The sequence below is a fragment of the Rhodoplanes sp. P11 genome (assembly GCF_964266735.1).
Lineage (GTDB): Bacteria > Pseudomonadota > Alphaproteobacteria > Rhizobiales > Xanthobacteraceae > Rhodoplanes > Rhodoplanes serenus.
In genome coordinates this window covers 1,709,150-1,728,275 of record NZ_CAXWGY010000001.1, presented here as the reverse complement: position 1 = coordinate 1,728,275, position 19,126 = coordinate 1,709,150, and the positions used below count along the sequence as shown (strand labels likewise).

General features: G+C 68.3%; 14 protein-coding genes and 1 pseudogene. 8 read left to right on the top strand and 7 right to left on the bottom strand.

What is annotated here, in order from left to right; translation table 11 throughout:
* Nucleotides 1-235: 235 nt before the first annotated feature.
* Entirely contained in the window at nt 236-1,723 is a 1,488-nt protein-coding gene (locus tag ACFQUV_RS07835; RefSeq protein ID WP_129609186.1) for an ATP-dependent endonuclease, read from the top strand.
* 14 nt (nt 1,724-1,737) lie between these two features.
* Here the strand turns inward: ACFQUV_RS07835 and ACFQUV_RS07830 are convergent, their stop codons facing one another.
* The 4 genes from ACFQUV_RS07830 to ACFQUV_RS07815 all read right to left on the bottom strand — a co-directional run bounded on the left by ACFQUV_RS07830 (nt 1,738) and on the right by ACFQUV_RS07815 (nt 5,018).
* Nucleotides 1,738-2,361 carry a response regulator transcription factor gene (locus ACFQUV_RS07830; protein WP_129609185.1) on the bottom strand — a complete coding sequence of 208 codons (624 nt, stop codon included), beginning with the start codon at nt 2,359-2,361 and terminating at the stop codon, nt 1,738-1,740.
* Complete coding sequence (locus ACFQUV_RS07825; RefSeq protein WP_207211471.1) at nt 2,358-4,151, bottom strand: PhnD/SsuA/transferrin family substrate-binding protein; 1,794 nt, start codon at nt 4,149-4,151, stop codon at nt 2,358-2,360. The genes ACFQUV_RS07830 and ACFQUV_RS07825 overlap by 4 nt, the downstream gene beginning before the upstream one ends.
* Nucleotides 4,152-4,335: 184 nt before the next feature.
* Nucleotides 4,336-4,662: a carboxymuconolactone decarboxylase family protein gene (locus ACFQUV_RS07820; RefSeq protein WP_155480563.1), complete on the bottom strand. Its 327-nt coding sequence runs from the start codon at nt 4,660-4,662 to the stop codon at nt 4,336-4,338.
* Between the two features lie 152 nt (nt 4,663-4,814).
* Nucleotides 4,815-5,018 carry a DUF2892 domain-containing protein gene (locus ACFQUV_RS07815; protein WP_111384848.1) on the bottom strand — a complete coding sequence of 68 codons (204 nt, stop codon included), beginning with the start codon at nt 5,016-5,018 and terminating at the stop codon, nt 4,815-4,817.
* Here ACFQUV_RS07815 and ACFQUV_RS07810 point away from each other — a divergent pair.
* The 6 genes from ACFQUV_RS07810 to ACFQUV_RS07785 all read left to right on the top strand — a co-directional run bounded on the left by ACFQUV_RS07810 (nt 5,011) and on the right by ACFQUV_RS07785 (nt 12,863).
* Entirely contained in the window at nt 5,011-5,472 is a 462-nt protein-coding gene (locus ACFQUV_RS07810; protein ID WP_378394512.1) for an ArsR/SmtB family transcription factor, read from the top strand. The two genes, ACFQUV_RS07815 and ACFQUV_RS07810, sit on opposite strands and share 8 nt — an antisense overlap.
* A gap of 104 nt (nt 5,473-5,576) precedes the next feature.
* Nucleotides 5,577-6,572 carry an efflux RND transporter periplasmic adaptor subunit gene (locus ACFQUV_RS07805; protein ID WP_129609193.1) on the top strand — a complete coding sequence of 332 codons (996 nt, stop codon included), beginning with the start codon at nt 5,577-5,579 and terminating at the stop codon, nt 6,570-6,572.
* A complete protein-coding gene (locus ACFQUV_RS07800) occupies nt 6,569-9,838 on the top strand; it encodes an efflux RND transporter permease subunit (protein WP_129609182.1) in 3,270 nt (1,089 codons plus the stop codon). The genes ACFQUV_RS07805 and ACFQUV_RS07800 overlap by 4 nt, the downstream gene beginning before the upstream one ends.
* A gap of 13 nt (nt 9,839-9,851) precedes the next feature.
* Nucleotides 9,852-11,033: an efflux RND transporter periplasmic adaptor subunit gene (locus tag ACFQUV_RS07795; protein WP_129609181.1), complete on the top strand. Its 1,182-nt coding sequence runs from the start codon at nt 9,852-9,854 to the stop codon at nt 11,031-11,033.
* A complete protein-coding gene (locus ACFQUV_RS07790) occupies nt 11,030-12,163 on the top strand; it encodes an ABC transporter permease (RefSeq protein ID WP_129609180.1) in 1,134 nt (377 codons plus the stop codon). The genes ACFQUV_RS07795 and ACFQUV_RS07790 overlap by 4 nt, the downstream gene beginning before the upstream one ends.
* A gap of 7 nt (nt 12,164-12,170) precedes the next feature.
* A complete protein-coding gene (locus ACFQUV_RS07785) occupies nt 12,171-12,863 on the top strand; it encodes an ABC transporter ATP-binding protein (protein WP_129609179.1) in 693 nt (230 codons plus the stop codon).
* A gap of 75 nt (nt 12,864-12,938) precedes the next feature.
* Here ACFQUV_RS07785 and ACFQUV_RS07780 read toward each other — a convergent pair.
* Together ACFQUV_RS07780 and ACFQUV_RS07775 are read right to left on the bottom strand one after the other, a co-directional pair.
* Nucleotides 12,939-13,779: pseudogene (locus ACFQUV_RS07780) on the bottom strand (IS630 family transposase).
* A 63-nt stretch (nt 13,780-13,842) separates the two neighbouring features.
* Nucleotides 13,843-14,487, bottom strand: a complete 645-nt coding sequence (locus tag ACFQUV_RS07775) for an IS5 family transposase (RefSeq protein ID WP_280176759.1) — start codon at nt 14,485-14,487, stop codon at nt 13,843-13,845.
* Between ACFQUV_RS07775 and ACFQUV_RS07770 the strand changes: the two genes are divergently transcribed.
* A protein-coding gene (locus tag ACFQUV_RS07770; RefSeq protein WP_129609178.1) for an IS3 family transposase occupies nt 14,434-15,544 on the top strand; the annotation gives its coding sequence in 2 pieces (ribosomal slippage) (nt 14,434-14,690 and nt 14,689-15,544; 1,113 coding nt in all). The two genes, ACFQUV_RS07775 and ACFQUV_RS07770, sit on opposite strands and share 54 nt — an antisense overlap.
* Here the strand turns inward: ACFQUV_RS07770 and ACFQUV_RS07765 are convergent.
* The gene (locus tag ACFQUV_RS07765) at nt 15,539-19,081 is read right to left on the bottom strand and encodes a chemotaxis protein CheB (protein ID WP_129609177.1); all 3,543 of its coding nucleotides are present in this window, start codon (nt 19,079-19,081) and stop codon (nt 15,539-15,541) included. The two genes, ACFQUV_RS07770 and ACFQUV_RS07765, sit on opposite strands and share 6 nt — an antisense overlap.
* Nucleotides 19,082-19,126 lie beyond the last annotated feature (45 nt).

Sequence of the window (19,126 nt, the reverse complement as noted above, 5' to 3'; positions counted from 1 at the left end):
AACAAAGGAATTTGGAGATTTCCCCCAGGGGCTTAGGGGTTAACCCCTAAACATAAATTTGGCTCCTCCCTCTTCCTCTTCGACAGGACCGACCGTTCGACCAAGGAAGGAGCCTCACCGTATCGCTCGTTTAATCCAGGTGAACGCGCAAATCGAACTTCACTAAAGCACCCTCTTCTATAAGCCACCGACTCAGCTAATCTAGCTTGATCAGCACTCCAGCCAGAGATGAAATATGCTAAAGACACAAATTCGAACCAGCACAATCAACAATCTGCTCGAAAAATCCGCTCAAAAGAACTATGGAAAATACCTTTCAAAACTAATTATTAAAAAAGTTAGGGGATTTACAGATCAACCAGTCGCATTCGACTTTCCGGTAACTGCAATCATTGGACCTAATGGAGGAGGAAAGACGACAGTCCTAGGCGCCGCCGCCTGCGCATACAAAGACGTCACCCCGCGACGCTTCTTTGCGAAGAGCGGGATCTACGACGAGAGCATGTTAGATTGGTCGATTGAGTACGAAATAGTCGACCGGGCCTTGAATCCAAAAGACAGCATCCGCAGAACCGCAAACTTCAAGAATAGAAGATGGAATCGCGATGCTCCAGATCGAAAGGTTCTTATGTTTGGCGTCTCTCGAACGGTCCCCGCAAACGAAAGAGCAGAACTCCTCAAGTGCGCCCGCGGCGACTTCAAGGTTCCGGTAGACCAGATTTCTGCGTTTCCTGATACTGTGCGAGAGGCCGTAGGCAGAATTCTGGGCAAGGACGTCACTGGTTACAAATCAATGAGAATCCAGAACAGTGGTCGCATACAATTGTTGACAGGAGTGACTTTGAAAGGCCTTGGGTATTCCGAGTTCCACTTCGGCGCAGGCGAGTCAAGCATTATCAGGATGATTGCAGAAATCGAATCCGCGGATGATCAAGCCCTTATTTTAATTGAAGAAATTGAAAATGGACTGCACCCTGTAGCAACGATACGTGTAGTCGAATACCTAATTGAAGCAGCGGAGAGGAAAAGGGTCCAGGTAATTTTTACAACCCACTCTAACGAAGCGTTAATGCCATTACCATCAAAAGCTATTTGGGTTGCAACACAAGATAGGATATTTCAAGGCAAGCTTGATGTAGGCTCCTTAAGAGCAATCACCGGACAAATTGCAAAACAGGCGGCCATATTTGTCGAAGATGAGCTTTCCAAAGCATGGGTTGAGGCAGCAATAAGACAAAGAAATCTCACTCTTATAGATCATGTCGAAGTTCACTCAATGCAAGGAGACGGAATAGCTGTCGCTACGCATAAATATCACAACACCAATCCAGCGATTTCAATACCGTCTATCTGCTTCATAGATGGCGACTCTCGTGAACATGACGATGCCAGCAAGAGGATATTCCGGCTGCCAGGTGAAATGCCGGAATCCTACATTTTCGATTCAGTTCTTAACGTCTGGGACAAGTTCGGTCGAAAATTGTCTGTCGCTCTATTGCGCGAGTTTGACCAACTAGGCGCTGTCAAAAAAATCTGCGAAGACGTGCGGCGTGAGAACATGGACCCGCACCTGCTATTCGTTCAGATCGGAGAGCGGCTTGGACTATTACCAGAGGAAACCGTGCGCATGGCATTCTGCACGATATGGGCTCAGGCGTTTCCTCAAGAGGCTGACAAGATCGTATCGGCCGTGTCTTCTTCGCTGAAAGGCAGAACGACCTGAGTCGGATCGATGAACTACTTTTCTGGTCGTGCCAGCGTCAGCATGCGGGCGAGGTCGGCTCCGGTGGTCGCCGCCATCTTGTCCATCGCGTTGTGGCGGTGGATCTCGACGGTCTTCAGGCTGATGCCGAGCACGTGGGCGATCGCCTTGTTCTGCTTGCCGGCGGCGACAAGGTCGGCGACCTCGCGCTCGCGCGCCGTCAGGGTGGCGAGCCGCGTGCGGATCGCCCCGATCTCCTGGGCCGCGGCGTGGCGCGTCGTGGCGAGCCGCAGCGCCTCGTCGATGCGCTCGATCAGCACCTGGTTGTTGAGCGGCTTCTCGATGAAGTCGATGGCACCAGTGCGCATCGCCCGCACCGCCATCGGCACGTCGCCATGGCCGGTGATGATGATCACCGGCATCACCGAGCCGCGCCGCACCAGCTCCTCGTGCAGCGCGAGGCCGCTCATGCCGGGCATCCGCACGTCGGCGACCAGGCAGGCGACCCGCCGCGGATCGTAGCCGGCCAGGAAGGCATCGGCCGAGGCGAAGACCTCGACGGCGTGGCCGAGCGGCTCCAGCAGGAACAGGAGCGAGTCGCGCATGGCGTCGTCGTCGTCGACCACGTAGACGACCGGCGGAACGGCGGCGGGCTTCATCGCGGGTCTCCGTCCTCTCTCCCGTCATCGGGCGCCGCCGGCAGCCACAGCCGCATCACCGTGCCGCCGCCCGGGTTGTCGGCCGCTTCGAGGCGGCCGCGGTGCTCCTCGACGATCGAGCGGCACAGCGCCAGGCCGAGGCCGAGGCCGGTCGGCTTGGTGGTGAAGAACGGCTCGAACAGCCGCGCCTTGACGTCCGCCGGCATGCCGCTGCCGCGATCGACGACCGCCACGCAGGCGCCGCCGTCGTGGGCCGCCGTCTCCACCCGCAGCGTGGCGGCCGGCACCCCCGCCGAGGCGTCGACGGCGTTCTGCATCAGGTTGAGCAGCACCTGCTGGAGCTGGATGCGATCGCCGAGGACGGCCGGCAGCCCCGCCGCGAAGACCGTCTCGACCGCGACGCCGGCGCGGCGCGCCGGCCCCTCGAACAGCTCCAGCGCCTCGCCCGCCACCTCGGCGAGATCGAGCGGCGCATGCACCGGCTCGCGCTTGCGCAGGAAGGCCCGCATGCGCTGCACCACCTGGGCGGCGCGGTCGGCCTGCTGACGGATACGCCGCGTCGCGCCGATCAGCGCCGCGGTGTCCACCGGCGCGGTCTTGAGCCGCAGCTCGCAGCCGTCGGCGTAGTTGGCGATGGCGGCGAGCGGCTGGTTCAGCTCGTGCGCCATGCCGCCCGCCATCTCGCCGAGGATCGACAGCCGGGCCGCGTGGTCGAGCTCGCGGCGGTGCTGCGCCTCGCGCTCCTCGGCGCGGCGGCGCTGCTCGATCTCGCGGCGCAGATCGATATTGACGGTGGCGAGCTCGGCGGTGCGCCGGCGCACCAGCCGCTCCACCCGCAGCACATGCACGCCCCACGCGCCGAGCGCGATGCCGAGCACCGCGAACACCTGCCAGTAGCGCGCCAGCAGCTCGCGCGCCGAGACGTGGCGGAGCGACTCGTAGGGGCCGATCTTCAGGTCGCGGAACGCCTCGTGCACCGGCTGGTAGTCGAGCGGCACCGTCCAGCCGGCCTGGCCCGGCGCTGGCCGGAAGGTGAGAAGCGCGGTGGCCACCCGCTTGGCGAGATCCGGCGCAGTGCCGCGCAGCTTGGCGATCGGCCAGTCCGGATAGACTCGGCTCGACACCCGGCACGACGTCGCGGCGGTCGAGCGTGGCGCCAGCACCCGCAGGGCTCCGCGGGCGACGGCGCCGTCCGCCTCGCGCTGCTCCAGCAGGCAGGCCCGCACGATGCCCGCATCGACCCGGTTGGTCAGCACGGCGTCGAGGACGCCGGTCATCGGGAAGCCGACGCTGTCGAGCCCGGCGAGATCGCGGAACGGATCGAGACCCGCGGCGGCCAGCTCGCGCCAGGCCGCCTGGAAGCCGCCGAACGCCGTCGTGCCGACGACGGCGACACGCTTGCCGGCGAGGTCGGCGAGGTCGCGCAGGTCGCTGCGCTCGGACCGCACCACGATGGCGGCGGCGACCGGCTGGCCGGACTCGAGCGTGGCGATGCGGCTGACCCCGTGCGCCACCTCCAGCTCGACATAGTGGCCCGGATTGGTGATGAGGAAATCGATCTCGCCGGCCGCCACGGCGCGGTCGAGCCCGGCGTGGTCGTAGGGCACGATGATGACGGTGGTGCCCGGCAATCCGGCCTCGACCGCCCGCGCCGTGGGACCCCACTCCTCCAGGCTGCGCTCGGCCCCGAGGAATGCCAGCACGCCGATCCGAATGGTCTCGGCCCGCGCCGGCGCGAGACCGGCGACGAACACCACGGCCGCGACCAACAGGACGACGAAGCGCCTCACCGCCCGTCCTCGCAGCCGATTGTTGCGCCCGACACTCCGGTTCTCTCCCTCGGAAAACGACAATGGGCGGCCCGCTGCCGGGCCGCCCCCCATTGTACCCTGGTTCGTCGTCCGCAAGACGTACGATTGATGGTCGTCGATCGGGGACCGTCCGTTCAGCCGCGGCGGCCGCGGCGTCGACCGCTCAACTCTTGGGCGCGAGCTGGCCGTAAGCCTCCACCGCGTGGCTCGCATACATGACGCTCGGGCCGGCGCCCATGTAGACCGCCATGCCGAGAGTCTCCATCAGCTCCTCCTTGGTGGCGCCCTGCTCGATCGCCGCCTTGACGTGGAAGGCGATGCAGTCGTCGCAGCGGATCGCCACGCCGATCGCCAGCGCGATCAGCTCCTTGGTCTTGGTGTCGAGCGCCTTGGGGGCGAGCGCCGCCTGAGCGATGGACGAGAAGCCCTTCATCACGTCGGGAGCGCCGCCGCGCAGCTCCTTCAGGCTGACGCTCAGCTCCTTCATCATCTCGGGCCAATTGGTCTTCACGGGTCGTCTCCTTGTTGGTGTCAGGGCATCGCCCGTCGCACCGCAGCCGAAGCCATCCAGCACAGCCCCACGAGGAGAGCCGTGGCCGATGCTCGATCGCCGTGCGGTGGCGGCAGACGACGGCAGCCGCGTCAATCGAAGGCGCAGCCGGGCCTCAGCCCCACTTTCCGCAACAGGATAGCGGCGGGGCAGAAACGGGTGAAGGCCGCCTGGAGCATATTGGCCCCGACGAAAGCGGTGAGCAGCAGCCACCACGGGCTCACGAACGCCGCGAGAGCGGCGCTGGCGAGCACCATGACGCCCGCGAAGGCCAGCACGGCGCGGTCGATGGTCATCGAAATCCTCCTGTTCGAAACACGACGCGCGACGGCCGCGCAGTCGTTGTTGTGTTCATATCGATTATTGCATATATTCGCAATCATGAAAACAAGGAACCCCGATCCGTCGTTCGCGGCCGAGGCCGCCTGCACGCTGCTGCGGGCGCTGGCGAGCCCGCACCGGCTGATGATGATGTGCGCCCTGCTCGACCGGGACCGCTCGGTCGGGGAACTCGCCGAGACGCTCGGCATGCGCATCGCCAACGTGTCGCAGCACCTGACGCTGCTGCGCAAGGATGGGCTGGTGACGGCGCGGCGCGACGGCCAGACCGTCTGGTACGCCATCGCGAGCCCCGCCGCCCGCGAGCTTCTCGCCGCCCTGCACGGCATCTACTGCACGCCCGCCGCCGGCGACGTTCCCTCATCAAACACCCGTCAAGCCCCCTCGTCCGACAAGAGGCCACCCCGATGAAGCTCCTTCCCCCACCGCCGGCCCGTCCGCCCGCCCGCTCGCGCAAGGGTCCCGCGAAGAGTCAGCGACGTGTCCTGGCCCGCCTCGACGACCGGCAGCGGGCGATGGTGCGCGCCGCCATGCTGGCGCTGCTGCTCGCCACCGGAACGCTGCCCGCTCGCGCCGACACCTTCACGGTGACGCCCACCCCGACCCGCGACGAGAAGGCGGTGTTCGCCACCGTCGAGAGTGCCTATGTGGTGCCGGCCCGTGCCCGCATCGGTGGCACCGTGGCGAAGATCGACGTGAAATACGGCGACCATGTCGAGCGCGGCCAGGCGATCGCGGCGGTCGGCGACACCAAGCTGATCCTCCAGATGGGCTCGCTCGATGCCCAGATCGCCGGCCTCGAGGCGCAGGTCGCCCAGGCGAAGATCGATCTCGACCGCACCGAGAGCCTGTTCGAGCGGGGCACCGTGCCGCGCTCGCGCTTCGACGAGGTGCGCACCGCGTTCAACGTCGCCGACAACGCGCTGCGGGCGCGGCGCGCCGAGAAGAGCGTCATCGAGCAGCAGCTCGCCGAAGGCACCGTGTTCGCGCCGACCTCCGGCCGCGTCCTCAAGGTGCCGGTGACGCCCGGCACCGTGACGCTGCCGGGCGAGGCCATCGCGATGATCGCCGAGGGCAACTTCGTGCTGCGCCTGCGCGTGCCGGAGCGCCACGCGCGCGTCCTGAAGCCCGGCGATACGGTGCGCATCGACGGCGAGGCGCTCGGCCGCCGCGACGCCATGTTCGGCACCATCAAGCTGGTCTATCCGCAGATCGAGGACGGTCGCGTCGTCGCCGATGCCGCCGTCGACGGGCTCGGCGACTATTTCGTCGGCGAGCGCATCCGGGTCTGGGTGTCGGCCGGCGAGCGCGACGCCGTGGTGGTGCCGGCCCGTTTCGTCCGCACCCGCTTCGGCATCGACTATGTCGGCCTCGCCCGCGACGGCGATCCCGCCAGTGCCGTCATCGAGGTGCCGGTGCAGCGCGGCCGCCTCGTCCGGCGGCCGGGCGAGCCCGATGCTCTCGAAATCCTGTCCGGCCTCAAGTCCGGCGACCGCCTGGTGGCGCCATGAATCTCGGCCTCTCGGGGCGTCTCACCCAGGCGAGCATCCGGTCGCCGCTGACGCCGCTGTTCCTCATCGCGGCGCTGGTCGCCGGCACCCTGGCGCTGATCTCGATCCCGCGCGAGGAGGAGCCGCAGATCAGCGTGCCGATGGTCGACATCCGCATCAACGCCGACGGCCTCAAGGCGCCCGACGCGGTGGAGCTGGTGACCAAGCCGCTGGAGACCATCGTCAAGAGCATCGACGGCGTCGAGCACGTCTACAGCCAGACCCAGGACGACCGGGTGATGGTGACGGCGCGCTTCCTGGTCGGCACCACGGCCGAGAATGCCATCCTCCGCGTCCACGAGAAGATCCGCGCCAACTACGATCGTATGCCGGCCGGCATCACCGAGCCGCTGATCGTCGGCCGCGGCATCAACGACGTCGCCATCCTGGTGCTCACGCTGACGCCGAAGCCGGACGCGGCGGCGCGCTGGACCGACAAGGACCTCTACGAGCTGGCCGACAAGCTGCGGGCCGAGCTGGTCAAGGTCGACGATGTCGGGCTCACCTACATCTCGGGCGGCAATCCGCAGCAGATCCGGGTCGAGCCCGATCCGGAGAAGCTCGCCCTCTACGGCGTGACGCTCCAGCAGCTCGTCGGCAAGGTGAAGAACGCCAACCGCTCGTTCCTGGCCGGCGGCGTGCGCGAGGACAGTGTCATGCGCACCGTCGCGGCCGGCCAGACGCTCGCCGGCGTGCCCGACATCGGCCTCCTGCTCGTCACCACCCGCGACAACCGCCCCGTCTATGTGCGCGACCTCGCCTCGGTGATCATCGGCCCGAGCCCGCGCGAGGCGCGGGTGTGGATGGACACGCCCGACGCGACCGCCTCGCACGACCGGCCCGAGGATCGCGCCTTCGTCCGCACGCCGGCGGTCAGCGTCGCCTTCGCCAAGCGGGCCGGTGCCAACGCCGTCACGGTCTCGGCCGATCTCCTGGCGCGCCTGGACAACGCCAAGTCGCGCCTGATCCCCGACGACGTCACCGTGACGGTGACGCGCGACTACGGCGAGACGGCGAGCGACAAGGCCGACGAGCTGTTCTTCCATCTCGGCCTCGCCACTGTGTCGATCGTCATCCTGATCGCGGTGGCGATCGGCTGGCGCGAGGCGGTGGTCACCGCGGTGGTGATCCCCACCACCATCCTGCTCACCCTCTTCGCCGCCAACCTGATGGGCTACACCATCAACCGGGTCAGCCTGTTTGCCCTCATCTTCGCGATCGGCATCCTGGTCGACGACGCCATCGTGATGGTGGAGAACATCGCCCGCCATTGGGGCATGGGGGACGGACGCCCACGCGAGCGCGCCGCCATCGAGGCGGTCGCCGAGGTCGGCAACCCGACCGTCATCGCCACGCTTACCGTGGTGGCGGCGCTGCTGCCGATGCTGTTCGTGTCGGGCCTGATGGGCCCCTACATGGCGCCGATCCCGATCAACGCCTCGGCCGCCATGCTGTTCTCGTTCTTCGTCGCGGTCGTGGTGGCGCCGTGGCTGATGCTGAAGCTGGCGCCGCGCTCGGGCGCGCCGATCCACGCCGAGAGCCACGACGGCGGCCGCCTCGGCCGGCTGTACCGGGCGTTCGCCGCGCCGGTGGTGCGCAATCGCCGCAACGCCTGGATCTTCCTCGGCGCGGTCGGCATCGCCACCGTTGCGGTGTGCGTCCTGTTCGTCACCCGCGGCGTCACCGTGAAGCTGCTGCCGTTCGACGACAAGTCGGAGCTGGCCGTCACGGTCGACCTCGCCGAAGGCGCGACGCTCGAGGACACCGAGCGGACGCTGTTCGCCCTCGCCGCCGTCGCCCGCACCATCCCGGAGGCCCGCGACCTCCAGATCTACGCCGGCACGCCCGCCCCGTTCAACTTCAACGGGCTGGTGCGCCACTCTTATCTGCGCGAGTTCCCGGAGCTGGGGGAGCTTCAGGTCAATCTGGCACCGCGCAAGGACCGCAAGCGGGCAAGCCACGCCGTCGCGCTCGATCTGCGCGAGCGCATCAAGGCGGTGCCGCTGCCCGCCGGCGCGGTCGCCAAGGTGGTCGAGGTGCCGCCCGGCCCGCCGGTTCTGGCGACGCTGCTGGCCGAGGTCTACGGCCCGGACTCCGAAACACGCCGCGCCGTCGTCCGCGAGCTGAAGGGCCTGTTCGCCAAGGTGCCCTTCGTGGTCGACATCGACGACTCGATCGGCGCCCCGCGGCCGCGGCTGCGCATCGCCATCGACCAGGACCGGCTGGAGTTCTTCGGCGTCGAGCAGGGCGACGTCTACGACGCCCTCCAGGCACTCATCGGCGGCGTCACGGTCGGCTACTCGCATCGCGGCGAGAACCGCAACCCGATCGAGATCGCGGTGCGGCTGCCGAAGACCCGCCTGACCTGGTCGGAGACCCTCGCCTCCACGCCCATCCCGGCCAACACGGTGCCGGGCAACAAGGCGTGGGTCGAGCTCGGCGACATCGTCCGCGTCACCGAGGAGGCCGGCTCGCCGCTGATCTTCCGCCGCGACGGCCGCTTCGCCGACATGGTGACGGCGGAGCTGGCGGGGGCCTTCGAGGCACCGATCTACGGCATGCTCGACGTCGGCAAGGTGATCGATGCCCACGATTGGGGTACGCTGCCGAAGCCCGCCGTGCTGCTGCACGGCCAGCCCGCCGACGAGAGCAAGCCATCGATGCTGTGGGACGGCGAGTGGGAGATCACCTACGTGACCTTCCGCGACATGGGGGCGGCGTTCGGTGCCGCGCTGGTCGGCATCTACATCCTGGTGGTGGTGCAGTTCGGCAGCTTCCGCCTGCCGCTCGTCATCCTGACGCCGATCCCACTGACCCTGATCGGCATCGTGCTCGGCCACTGGCTGTTCGGCGCTGCCTTCACGGCGACCTCGATGATCGGCTTCATCGCGCTCGCCGGGATCATCGTGCGCAACTCGATCCTGCTGGTCGACTTCATCCGGCACGGTGCGGGGCACGGGAAGACGTTGCGCGAGGTGCTGCTGGAGGCCGGCGCGGTGCGCTTCAAGCCGATCCTGCTCACGGCGCTTGCGGCCATGATCGGGGCCGCCACCATCCTGCTCGACCCGATCTTCCAGGGGCTCGCGATCTCGCTCTTGTTCGGCCTCGCCTCCTCCACGCTGCTGACCGTGCTGGTGATCCCGGCCATCTACGTGGTGCTGCGCGATGCCGACCGGGTGATCGAGGCCCCTGCCCCGCCGGCCGGTCCGCCGGCTCCGGCCCAATGACCAGGAGGCCGCCATGCGCCGCGTCGTCGTCCTCGCCCTCGTCGGACTGGCGGTCGCCGCGGCCGGCGGCGGCCTCCTGTGGGCCCGCAACGCACCGCTGACGGTGCCGGTGGTGCGGCCCGAGACGGACTTTGCCGTCAAGGTGTTCGGCCTCGGCACCGTCGAGGCGCGGGTGCTGAGCCGCACCGGCTTCAAGGTCGCCGGCACGCTCGACGCCCTGAACGCCGACCACGGCGACACCGTCGCGGCCGGCCGGCTGCTCGCCACCATCGACGCCACCGAGCAGCAGGCTCGGGTCGCCAAGGCCCGCGCCCAGGTGGCGAACGCCGAAGCAGCCGTCGCGGTCGCCGAAGCCGCCGCCCGCAAGGCGGAGGCGCTGCACCGCCAGCGGGTGCAGACCAACCGGCGACGCCAGTCGCTGCTGGAGCGCCAGTCGGTGTCGCAGGAGGCGGCCGAGGAGTCGCAGGCCAACGAGGCGATCGCCGGCGCCGACCTGCTGGTCGCCCAGAGCGAGATCGCCTCGGCGCGCGCCAAGTTCGACGACGCGCGCGCTCAGCTCGTGAGCGATCTCGCGGTGCTCGGCCAGCACGAGCTGAAGGCGCCGTTCGACGCCCTCGTGGTGTCGCGCGCCAAGGAGCTCGGCGCCGTCGTCGGCGCCGGCGAGACGCTGTTCACCCTGGTGGCGCCGGAGACCGTGTGGATTCTCGCCTATGTGGACGAGGCCAGATCGGGCGGCATCGCGGTCGGTCAGCCGGCCGAGGTGCGCCTGCGCTCGCTGCCGCAGCGGCTATTCCATGGCACCGTGGCGCGGGTCGGCCTCGAGAGCGACCGCGTCAACGAGGAGCGCCGCGTCTACGTGACCTGCACCGACTGCCCGCCCGACTTCCATCTCGGCGAGCAGGCCGAGGTGTTCGTCACCAAGGCGGTGCTGCCGCGCGCCCTGATGGTGCCCGAGAAGGCGATCGAGCGGTTCGACGGTGCCACGGGCTTTCTCTGGGTCATCCGCGACGGCCGGCTCGCCCGCCTGCCCGCGCGCTTCGGGCACCGCACCCATGACGGCCGGGTCGAGCTGGTCGACGGTCTGCCCGACGGCGCCGCCGTGGTCGCCGCGATCGGGACGGGCTTGCGTGACGGACGGGCCGCCGCGGCCGACGCCGCCCCGGGCGGCAGCACGACCGGAGGGGCACGACCGTGAACCTGGCGATCCGCGACATCCGGCACAATCTCGGCCGCTTCCTGCTGACCTGCCTGGGGCTCAGCCTGCTGCTCGCCATCGTGCTGTCGATGCTCGGCATCTATCGCGGCTTGGTGGCCGAGTCGCTGACCCTCGCCCGCGCCCCGGCGGTCGACCTGTGGGTGGTCGAGACCAACACCCGCGGGCCGTTCGCGGAAGCATCGCGCCTGCCCGGCGACGTGCGCGAGGCGGTGGCGCGGGTCGCCGGCGTCACCGAGGCCGGCTCGCTCACCTTCCAGTCGGTGGAGACCGAGACGCGGAACGGCAAGCTGCGCCTCTACGTGGTCGGCTTCGAGCCGGGCCGCCCCGGCACACCCACCGCCATCGTCGAGGGCCGGGCGATCGCGCAGAGCCGCTACGAGGTGGTCATCGACCGCTCGGCCGGCGTCGCGGTGGGGGAGCGCATCCGCCTCGGACGCCGCGAGTTCAGGGTGGTCGGGCTGACGGCCCGTCAGGTGTCGTCGGGCGGCGACCCGGTCGCCTTCATTACGCTGCGCGATTCGCAGAAGCTGCAGTTCGAGCTGGCCCCGCCGGCCGCGCGCCGCGAGCTCGCCCGCGGCAGCGGCGAGGCGACGAGCGACATCGTCAACGCCGTAGTGGCGCGGGTGAGCCCAGACGTTCCGGTCGCCGCCGTCGCCGACGGGGTGCGCCGCTGGAAGCATCTTGCGGTGCTCACCCAGGAGGATCAGGAGACCGTGCTCAGCCGCTCGGTGATCGAGCGGGCGCGCCGTCAGATCGGCCTTTTCACGTCGCTCCTGCTGATCGTGTCGACCGTCATCATCGCGCTGATCGTCTACACGCTGACCATCGACAAGACCCGCGAGATCGCCACCCTGAAGCTGATCGGCGCGCCCGACCGGGTGATCGTCGGTCTGATCATGCAGCAGGCGCTGGCCATGGGGGCGATCGGCTTCGTGTTCGGGGTGAGCTTCATCGTCGCCGCCAAGGACGGTTTCCCGCGCCGCGTCGTGGTCGAGAGCCCGGACGTGCTGGCGCTCGGCGCCGTGGTGGTGCTGGTCTGCATCCTGGCCAGCAGCCTCGGGGTGCGACTCGCCCTCAAGGTCGACCCGGCGACCGCGCTGGCCGGGTGAGGCGACGATGACCGACCCCGACGCCCCGCTGATCGCCTTCACCGATGTGCGCAAGCACTACGGCGAGGGCGAGACCCGCGTCGACGCCCTGCGCGGCGTCTCGTTCACGGTGGCGGCCGGCGAGGTCGTCGGCCTGCGCGGCCCCAGCGGCTCAGGCAAGACCACCGTGCTCAACATCGTCGGCTGCATCCTGGCGCCGTCGTCGGGCGAGCTGCGGCTCGCCGGCGAGCCGGTGTTCAGCGATGGGCGCTGGCGGCGCAGCGATCTGCGTAGCCTGCGACTCGCCACCATCGGGTTCATCTTCCAGTTCCACAATCTGCTGCCGTTCCTCACCTCGACCGACAATGTCGCGCTGGTGCTGCGGCTCGCCGGTGAGAGCGCCGGCACGGCGAAGCGCCGTGCCCGCGAGCTGCTCGCCTATCTCGACGTCGGCCATCGGCGCGACGCCTTCCCGGCCCAGCTCTCCGGCGGCGAGGCGCAGCGCGTCGCCATCGCCCGGGCGCTGGCCAACCGGCCGCGCATCATCCTGGCCGACGAGCCCACTGCGGCGCTCGATTCGCAGCGCGCCCAGGTGGTGATGGATCTGCTGCGCCGGGTGGCGGTCGAGCAGCAGGCCGCCATCGTGGTGGTCACCCACGACGACAAGATCGTCGACCGCTTCGACCGGGTGCTGGAGCTGCGCGACGGGCTGCTGATTTAGGCTGCCGGTCTTGGCTGCCCGCTTAGAGTGGAATCCGATCCAACTGGATCGGATTCCACTCTAATACCCACGGCATCAGAGATTGACCGCTGCCCAAGCTCTGCTTGCGATCGAGCGGATGCGGCTCGGCTCGGCGGCGAGGGCGTTCCAGGCGTCACAGCAGGCGTCGACGATGTCGTCGTAGGTGTCGAAGACGCGGTTGGAGAGCCAGTTGCGCCGCAATCGCGAGCCGGACAGACCGCCCCGAACAGATAGGCCCAATCGTAGCGCTGGTCGCGTGGAGCGCGCGGCCTTGTGCCGCGCGCGGCCCAGATGCGGGTCAGCGTGCCCTGCTGGCCGACACGCGCTTCGTCCTGCCACCAGAGCTCGATCGGCTTGCCGCGTGCGCGGGCCGGGATGCAGGCGGTGACCAGGTCGGCGAAGTTTTTTTATGCGCCTCCTGGGCCGCGATGTCCTGCTCGGGACAGCGCGGCCGCACCGACATCCGCCGGATGCCGAGGCGCCGCAGCAGGTCCCCCACCGAGCGTTCGGCGAGGGTGACGCCCCAGCGCTCTTCGATCAGGCGCGACAGGTCGATCCGACGCCAGCGCACGACACCGTGGACGGCCGGATCGGGCCCTTGCCGGACCAGCTCCGCCACCTCCCGCATCTGCGACGGCGACAGCCGGGGCGACGCACCAGGCGCCTTCCGGTCGGCCAGCCCGGCCAGCCCCAAGGCGTTGTACCGATGCACCCAGTCGCGCAGCGTCTGCCGGTCCATCCCGCACGACGAGGCCGCTTCGCTCCGAGACTTTCCCTCCAGCACCAACGCCAGCGCCAGCATCCGCCGCGCCGCATTGGCGTCGCGGCTCCGCGCCGCCTTATGCCGTAGCTGCGCCGCCGTAAGGTCGTTCCGCGTGATCGTGATCCCCGGCATCCCTGCCTCCCTCGAATCAAGAGACCTCAGAGAATCACGCCGACCACCCCTCGAAAACCCGAGTCACCCTCTCACGCCGTTGGTATAAGTCACCGACTCATAAGTTCGCAGCCAAATTCGGGTGGCTGCAAGCTTCACGAGGGCGAGGAAGTTGGCGGCGTGTTTTTCGTAGCGCGTGGCAATGGCTCTGAAGTGTTTGAGCTTGTTGAAGAAGCGTTCGACGTGGTTCCTGTAGCGGTACAGGAATGGGCTGAAGGCTGGCACATTCACGCGGGTCGGCATGGGCCTGACATTCGCCCAGGCGCCGCGCGCCTCCATAGACTTGCGCAGCGCGTCGCTGTCGTAGGCCCGGTCGGCCATGAGGATCTGGCCTCTGCCGATCGACGATAGCATGTCGGCGGCGCTCTTGCCGTCGTGGGCCTGGCCCTCCGTGAGCTTAAGGACGACCGGAAGGCCGTTGGCATCCACGAGAGCGTGGATCTTGGTGGTCAGTCCGCCTCGCGAGCGCCCCATGCACTGGGCTCGAGCGTGGTCCCGAGCGGCGGCAGGCGTGGCGTGCGGACCCCCTTTTTGACGTTCCCGCCATGTTGGTGATGACCTTGCCCCCCTGGAATGCCCCCGGTTTGAATTGGACTCCGTCGAGAGGAGACGGAGATGAGGAAGAGCCGGTTCAGCGAAGAGCAGATCGTCGGGATCCTGAAGGAGCATCAAGCCGGGATCGCGGTCGCGGATCTGTGCCGTAAGTACGGGATCAGCGACGCGACCTTCTACACGTGGCGGTCGCGGTTTTCCGGGATGGAGGTGTCGGACGCGAAGCGGCTGAAGGCGCTCGAGGAAGAAAATCGGAAGCTGAAGAAGCTGCTGGCCGAGGCGGTTTTCGATGCGGCGACGCTGCGCGAGGCGTTCGGAAAAACTTCTGACGCTCGGAGCGCGGCGAAAGGCCGTGGGCTGGGCGATGGAAGAGAGGGGCTACTCGCAGCGGCGTGCCTGCGGCCTGTTCAGGCTGGCGCCGAAGACGTTCCGCTATGTTCGCCGACGCGAGGACGACGCGGAGCTGCGCGAGCGCCTGCGGGCTCTGGCGACCGAGCGCCGGCGGTTCGGCTATCGGCGGCTGCACATCCTGCTGACGCGGGAGGGCGTGACCGTGAACCACAAGAAGCTGTTCCGCCTGTATCGGGAGGAACGGCTAACGGTTCGCCGCCAGCGCGGCCGCAAGCGCGCCTTGGGGACACGGGCGCCGGTGACGCTGCCGCAAGGGCCGAACCAGCGCTGGTCCCTCGACTTCGTGTCGGATGTGCTCGCCGACGGCCGCCGGTTCCGGGTGCTGGTCGTGGTCGACGACTTCACCCGGGAGTGCCTAACGTCGGTCGTGGACGGCTCGCTGTCGGGGCGCCGTGTCGCCCGGGAGCTCGACGGGCTCGTCGACAGGCGAGGTCGTCCGAAAATGATCGTCAGTGACAACGGGACCGAGCTGACGTCGCGGGCGATCCTGCAGTGGCAGGAGGACCAGGCCGTCGAATGGCACTACATCGCCCCCGGCAAGCCGGTCCAGAACGCGTTCGTCGAAAGCCTTAACGGGCGCTTCCGGGACGAGTGCCTGAACGAGCACGTCTTCCGCAATCTGCCGGCCGCCCGGCGGATCATCGAGGCCTGGCGGCGTGACTACAACGGCCACCGACCTCACACCAGCCTCGGCGGGCTCACCCCCGCCGAGTTCGCCACCCGCAGCAACAAGGTCCAGATGGAGAACAGAGTCCAGTTATGACCGGGGATAAGTTGGGGGCAAGGTCACCTCCCTGTCCGGCATGGCGACCTCGATGGTGCAGACGAGGCCGTCGGGACGGAAGTCGCGCGTCACCGTCGCGTTCGGGATGGCGCCGTCGATCAGCCGGCTTCCGAGGCCGGACCGGGACGGCGGCGTCACCGGCGGACCACCGATCTCCGACCAGACGAGCGTCAGCATCCGGGCGCCGTCGCGCTCGCCGAGCCTCCACGCCACTCGCACGCTTCCGCTCGGGCGCGACAGCGCGCCGTGCTTGGCGGCATTGGTCGCCAGCTCGTGGATCACCAGCCCGAGCGGCGTCGCGATGTCGGCCGACAGCGCCAACGGGCCACCCTCGGTGATCAGCCCGTCCGGATGGGCGGAGACGTAGGGGGCGAGCTGGCCGGCCACCAGCGCGCCGAGATCGGCCGCCGTCCAGTCGGTCTGCACCAGGAGGCCGTGGCTGCTCGCCAGCGCCGCCAACCGCTCGTCGAAGCGCGCCACTCTCTCGCGCATCTCGGCGTCGCCCCGGAACGTCGAATGGGCGATCGCCTGGGCGACCGCCAGCGTGTTCTTGACCCGATGGGTCAACTCGCGCAGCAGCAGGCGCTGGCGCTCGTCCCACAGCCTGCGCTCGGTGATGTCGCGGCCGGTCTCGATCACCAGGCGATCGCCGGCGAACGACTCGACGCGCATCCGGGTGTCGACCACCAGCTCGCAGCCGTCCTTGGTCCGCTGGAGCACGTCGCCGCTCCAGCTTCCCTCGGCGTTCAGCCGCGCCTTGATCTCCGCCAGCGTGCCGGTCTCGAGGGTGGTGCCGAGCAGCACCGCGGGCGAGCGGCCAAGCGCCTCGTCACGCATGAAGCCATAGAGCTCCTCGCAGCCGCGATTCCAGTCGACGATGCCGTCGTCGAGATGCCAGACAAAGATCGGGTCGCGCGACAGCTCGATCAGGCGCGTCTGCCGCTTCAGCTTCTCCTCGCTGTCGCGCAACGCCTCCTCGGTGCTGCGCCGTTGCGTCACGTCGATGAACGTGATCACGACTCCGTCGATCTTGTCGTCGACGGTGCGGTAAGGCCGCATCCGCATCTCGTACCAGCGGCCGTCGCGACTATGGATCTCGCGGCGGACCGGCACGAGATCGGAGAGGACGCCGCGGGCGTCGCGGACCAGGCCGTCGTATTCGAGCTGATGAGCGAAGTCGGTGATCGGCCGGCCGCTGTCGTTCGGCGTGATGCTGAACAGTTGCGTGACGGATTCCGTGAACCGTTTGATGCGAAGCACCGAGTCGAGGAACAGCGTGCCGTAGTCGGTCGCCGCCATCAGGTTCTGCAAATCGCTGTGGGCGCGCGAGATCGCCTCCAGCTTGAGCTTCAGCTCGCTGTTGACGGTCTGCAGCTCCTCGTTGATCGACTGGAGCTCCTCCTTGCTGGTCTCCAGCTCCTCCGAGGTCGAGCGATACTCCTCGTTGATCGACTGGAGCTCCTCGTTGGCGGCGCGCAGCTCCTCGTTAGCGGCGTCCGACTCCTCGCGGACGGTGCGCAGGCGCGCCTGCGTCATCTCCAGCTCCTGCGAGAGCCGGCGCACCGTCTCGTCGGCGGCCTGATGCTCCTCGGACTTGCCGAGCGTCTCGTCGAGCGGCTCGCCTTCGATCAGCATGACGACGGCGGAGCCGGAGCCGCTGCCATCCTCGGCCGGCACCGGCCTGACCAGGAGCTGGACACGGTGCGGCGCGCCGTTGAAGCGCACCGGGATCGGCAGGCTCAGGGTCGCCTGCCCCTGCTCGAAGGCGCGATGCAGCGCCGAGCGCAGCTCGAAACGCAGCTCCGAGCGGACCAGGTCGACGATGTCGCCGGTCAGCGGGCCGCCGGACGGCATGACGAATCGCCCGGCCGTCTCCGAGAGATGAATGACCCGATGAGTCTGGTCGACCAGGAAGCTCGGCGGCGCCAGCAACTCGATGGCGCGCCGGTGTGCCACGGCATCGCTCAGCGCCGCGGTCGGGCTGACACTGCGGCCGAGGCCGGGGATATGCTCGCGAAGCCCGATCGGGCCGACGAGCTGCGGCAGCAGGCGTGGCTTGTCGCCGGGCAATGCGCGCGACTGGTAGATGCGAGCGCCGCGATCGATGCAGCGGAACAGGCCGGCCGGATTCTCGGCCGCCTCGGAGGCGCCGACCAGCAGGAAGCCGCCGGGATTGAGCGCGTAGTGGAACGTGCTGACGACCTGGTCCTGGAGGTCGCGATCGAAATAGATCAGCACGTTGCGGCAGGAGATCAGGTCGATGCGCGAGAACGGCGGATCTTTCAGGAGATCGTGCGCCGCGAACAGCACCACGTCGCGCAGCTCCTGGCGCACCCGGAAGCCGTCGCCCTCGCGGGTGAAGAAGCGGCGTAGCCGGTCCTCGCCGATATCCGCCTCGATGGTGGCCGGATAGCGCCCCTCGCGCGCCACTGCGAGGGCCCGCGTGTCGAGGTCGGAGCCGAACACCTGGACGAGCGGCCGCAGGTCGTGGCGCGACGCCTCCTCCAGAAGCAGCATGGCGATCGTGTAGGCCTCCTCGCCGGTGGCACAGCCGGGTATCCAGACCCGGATCGTGTCGTTCGGCTCCTTGCCCTGGAACAGCTCCGGCAGCACCTGGGTCTTCAGGCCCTGGAACGCCTCGGTATCGCGGAAGAACGTCGTCACCGAGATCAGCAGGTCGCCGAGCAGCGCCCGCGCCTCCTCCGAGTCCTGATGCAGCGCGTCGTAGTACTCGCGCAGCGTCTCGGTGCGGGTGACCTGCATGCGGCGCGCCACCCGCCGCAGCACGGTCGAGCGCTTGTACTTGGAGAAGTCGTGGCCGGTGCGCACCCGCAGATGCGCCAGGATGCGGCGGAGATTCTCCTCGTCGACGGCGCCGTCCGGCTCGCCCGGCCGGCCGCGCTTGCCGCGGATCAGCTCGACGAGCCGCGCGGCGAGATCGCGGACCGGCATCACGAAATCGGCCACCCCGGTGGCGATCGCGCTGCGCGGCATCGAGGGGTACTCGGCCTCGTTCGGGTCCTGCACCAGGATGATGCCGCCCGCCTCCTTGATGGCGCGCGCGCCGAGCGCCCCGTCCGATCCGGCGCCGCTGAGCACCACGGCGCAGCCGTCGCCGAACCCCAGGGCGACCGAGCGGAAGAACTGGTCGATCGGGCTGCGGCGCGCGCGCTCGTCCTCGAACGGCTCCGCCGAGATGCGATGATCGACGATCTGCAACCGCCGGTCGGGCGGCACCACATAGACGTGGTTCGGCAGGAACGGCATGGAGTCGGTGACCTGCCGCACCGGCATCGTGGTCTTGGCGGCGAGAATCGAGGCGAGCTCGCTGCGGTACTCGGGATCGAGGTGGATCACCACCACGAAGCCGGCGCCGGTGTCGTCGGGCAGCTCGGCAAAGAGCCGTTGCAGGGCCGCGATCCCGCCCGCCGACGCGCCGATCGTCACCAGCACGCCCGGCTCGCCGCCCGGCCCGTCCGCCGCTCGCCGCGGCTCGTCGTGAACGTCGCCCACCATCGTCACGCTCTCTGCCGAGTCGGCCGATCCGCAGCGCCCGCACGG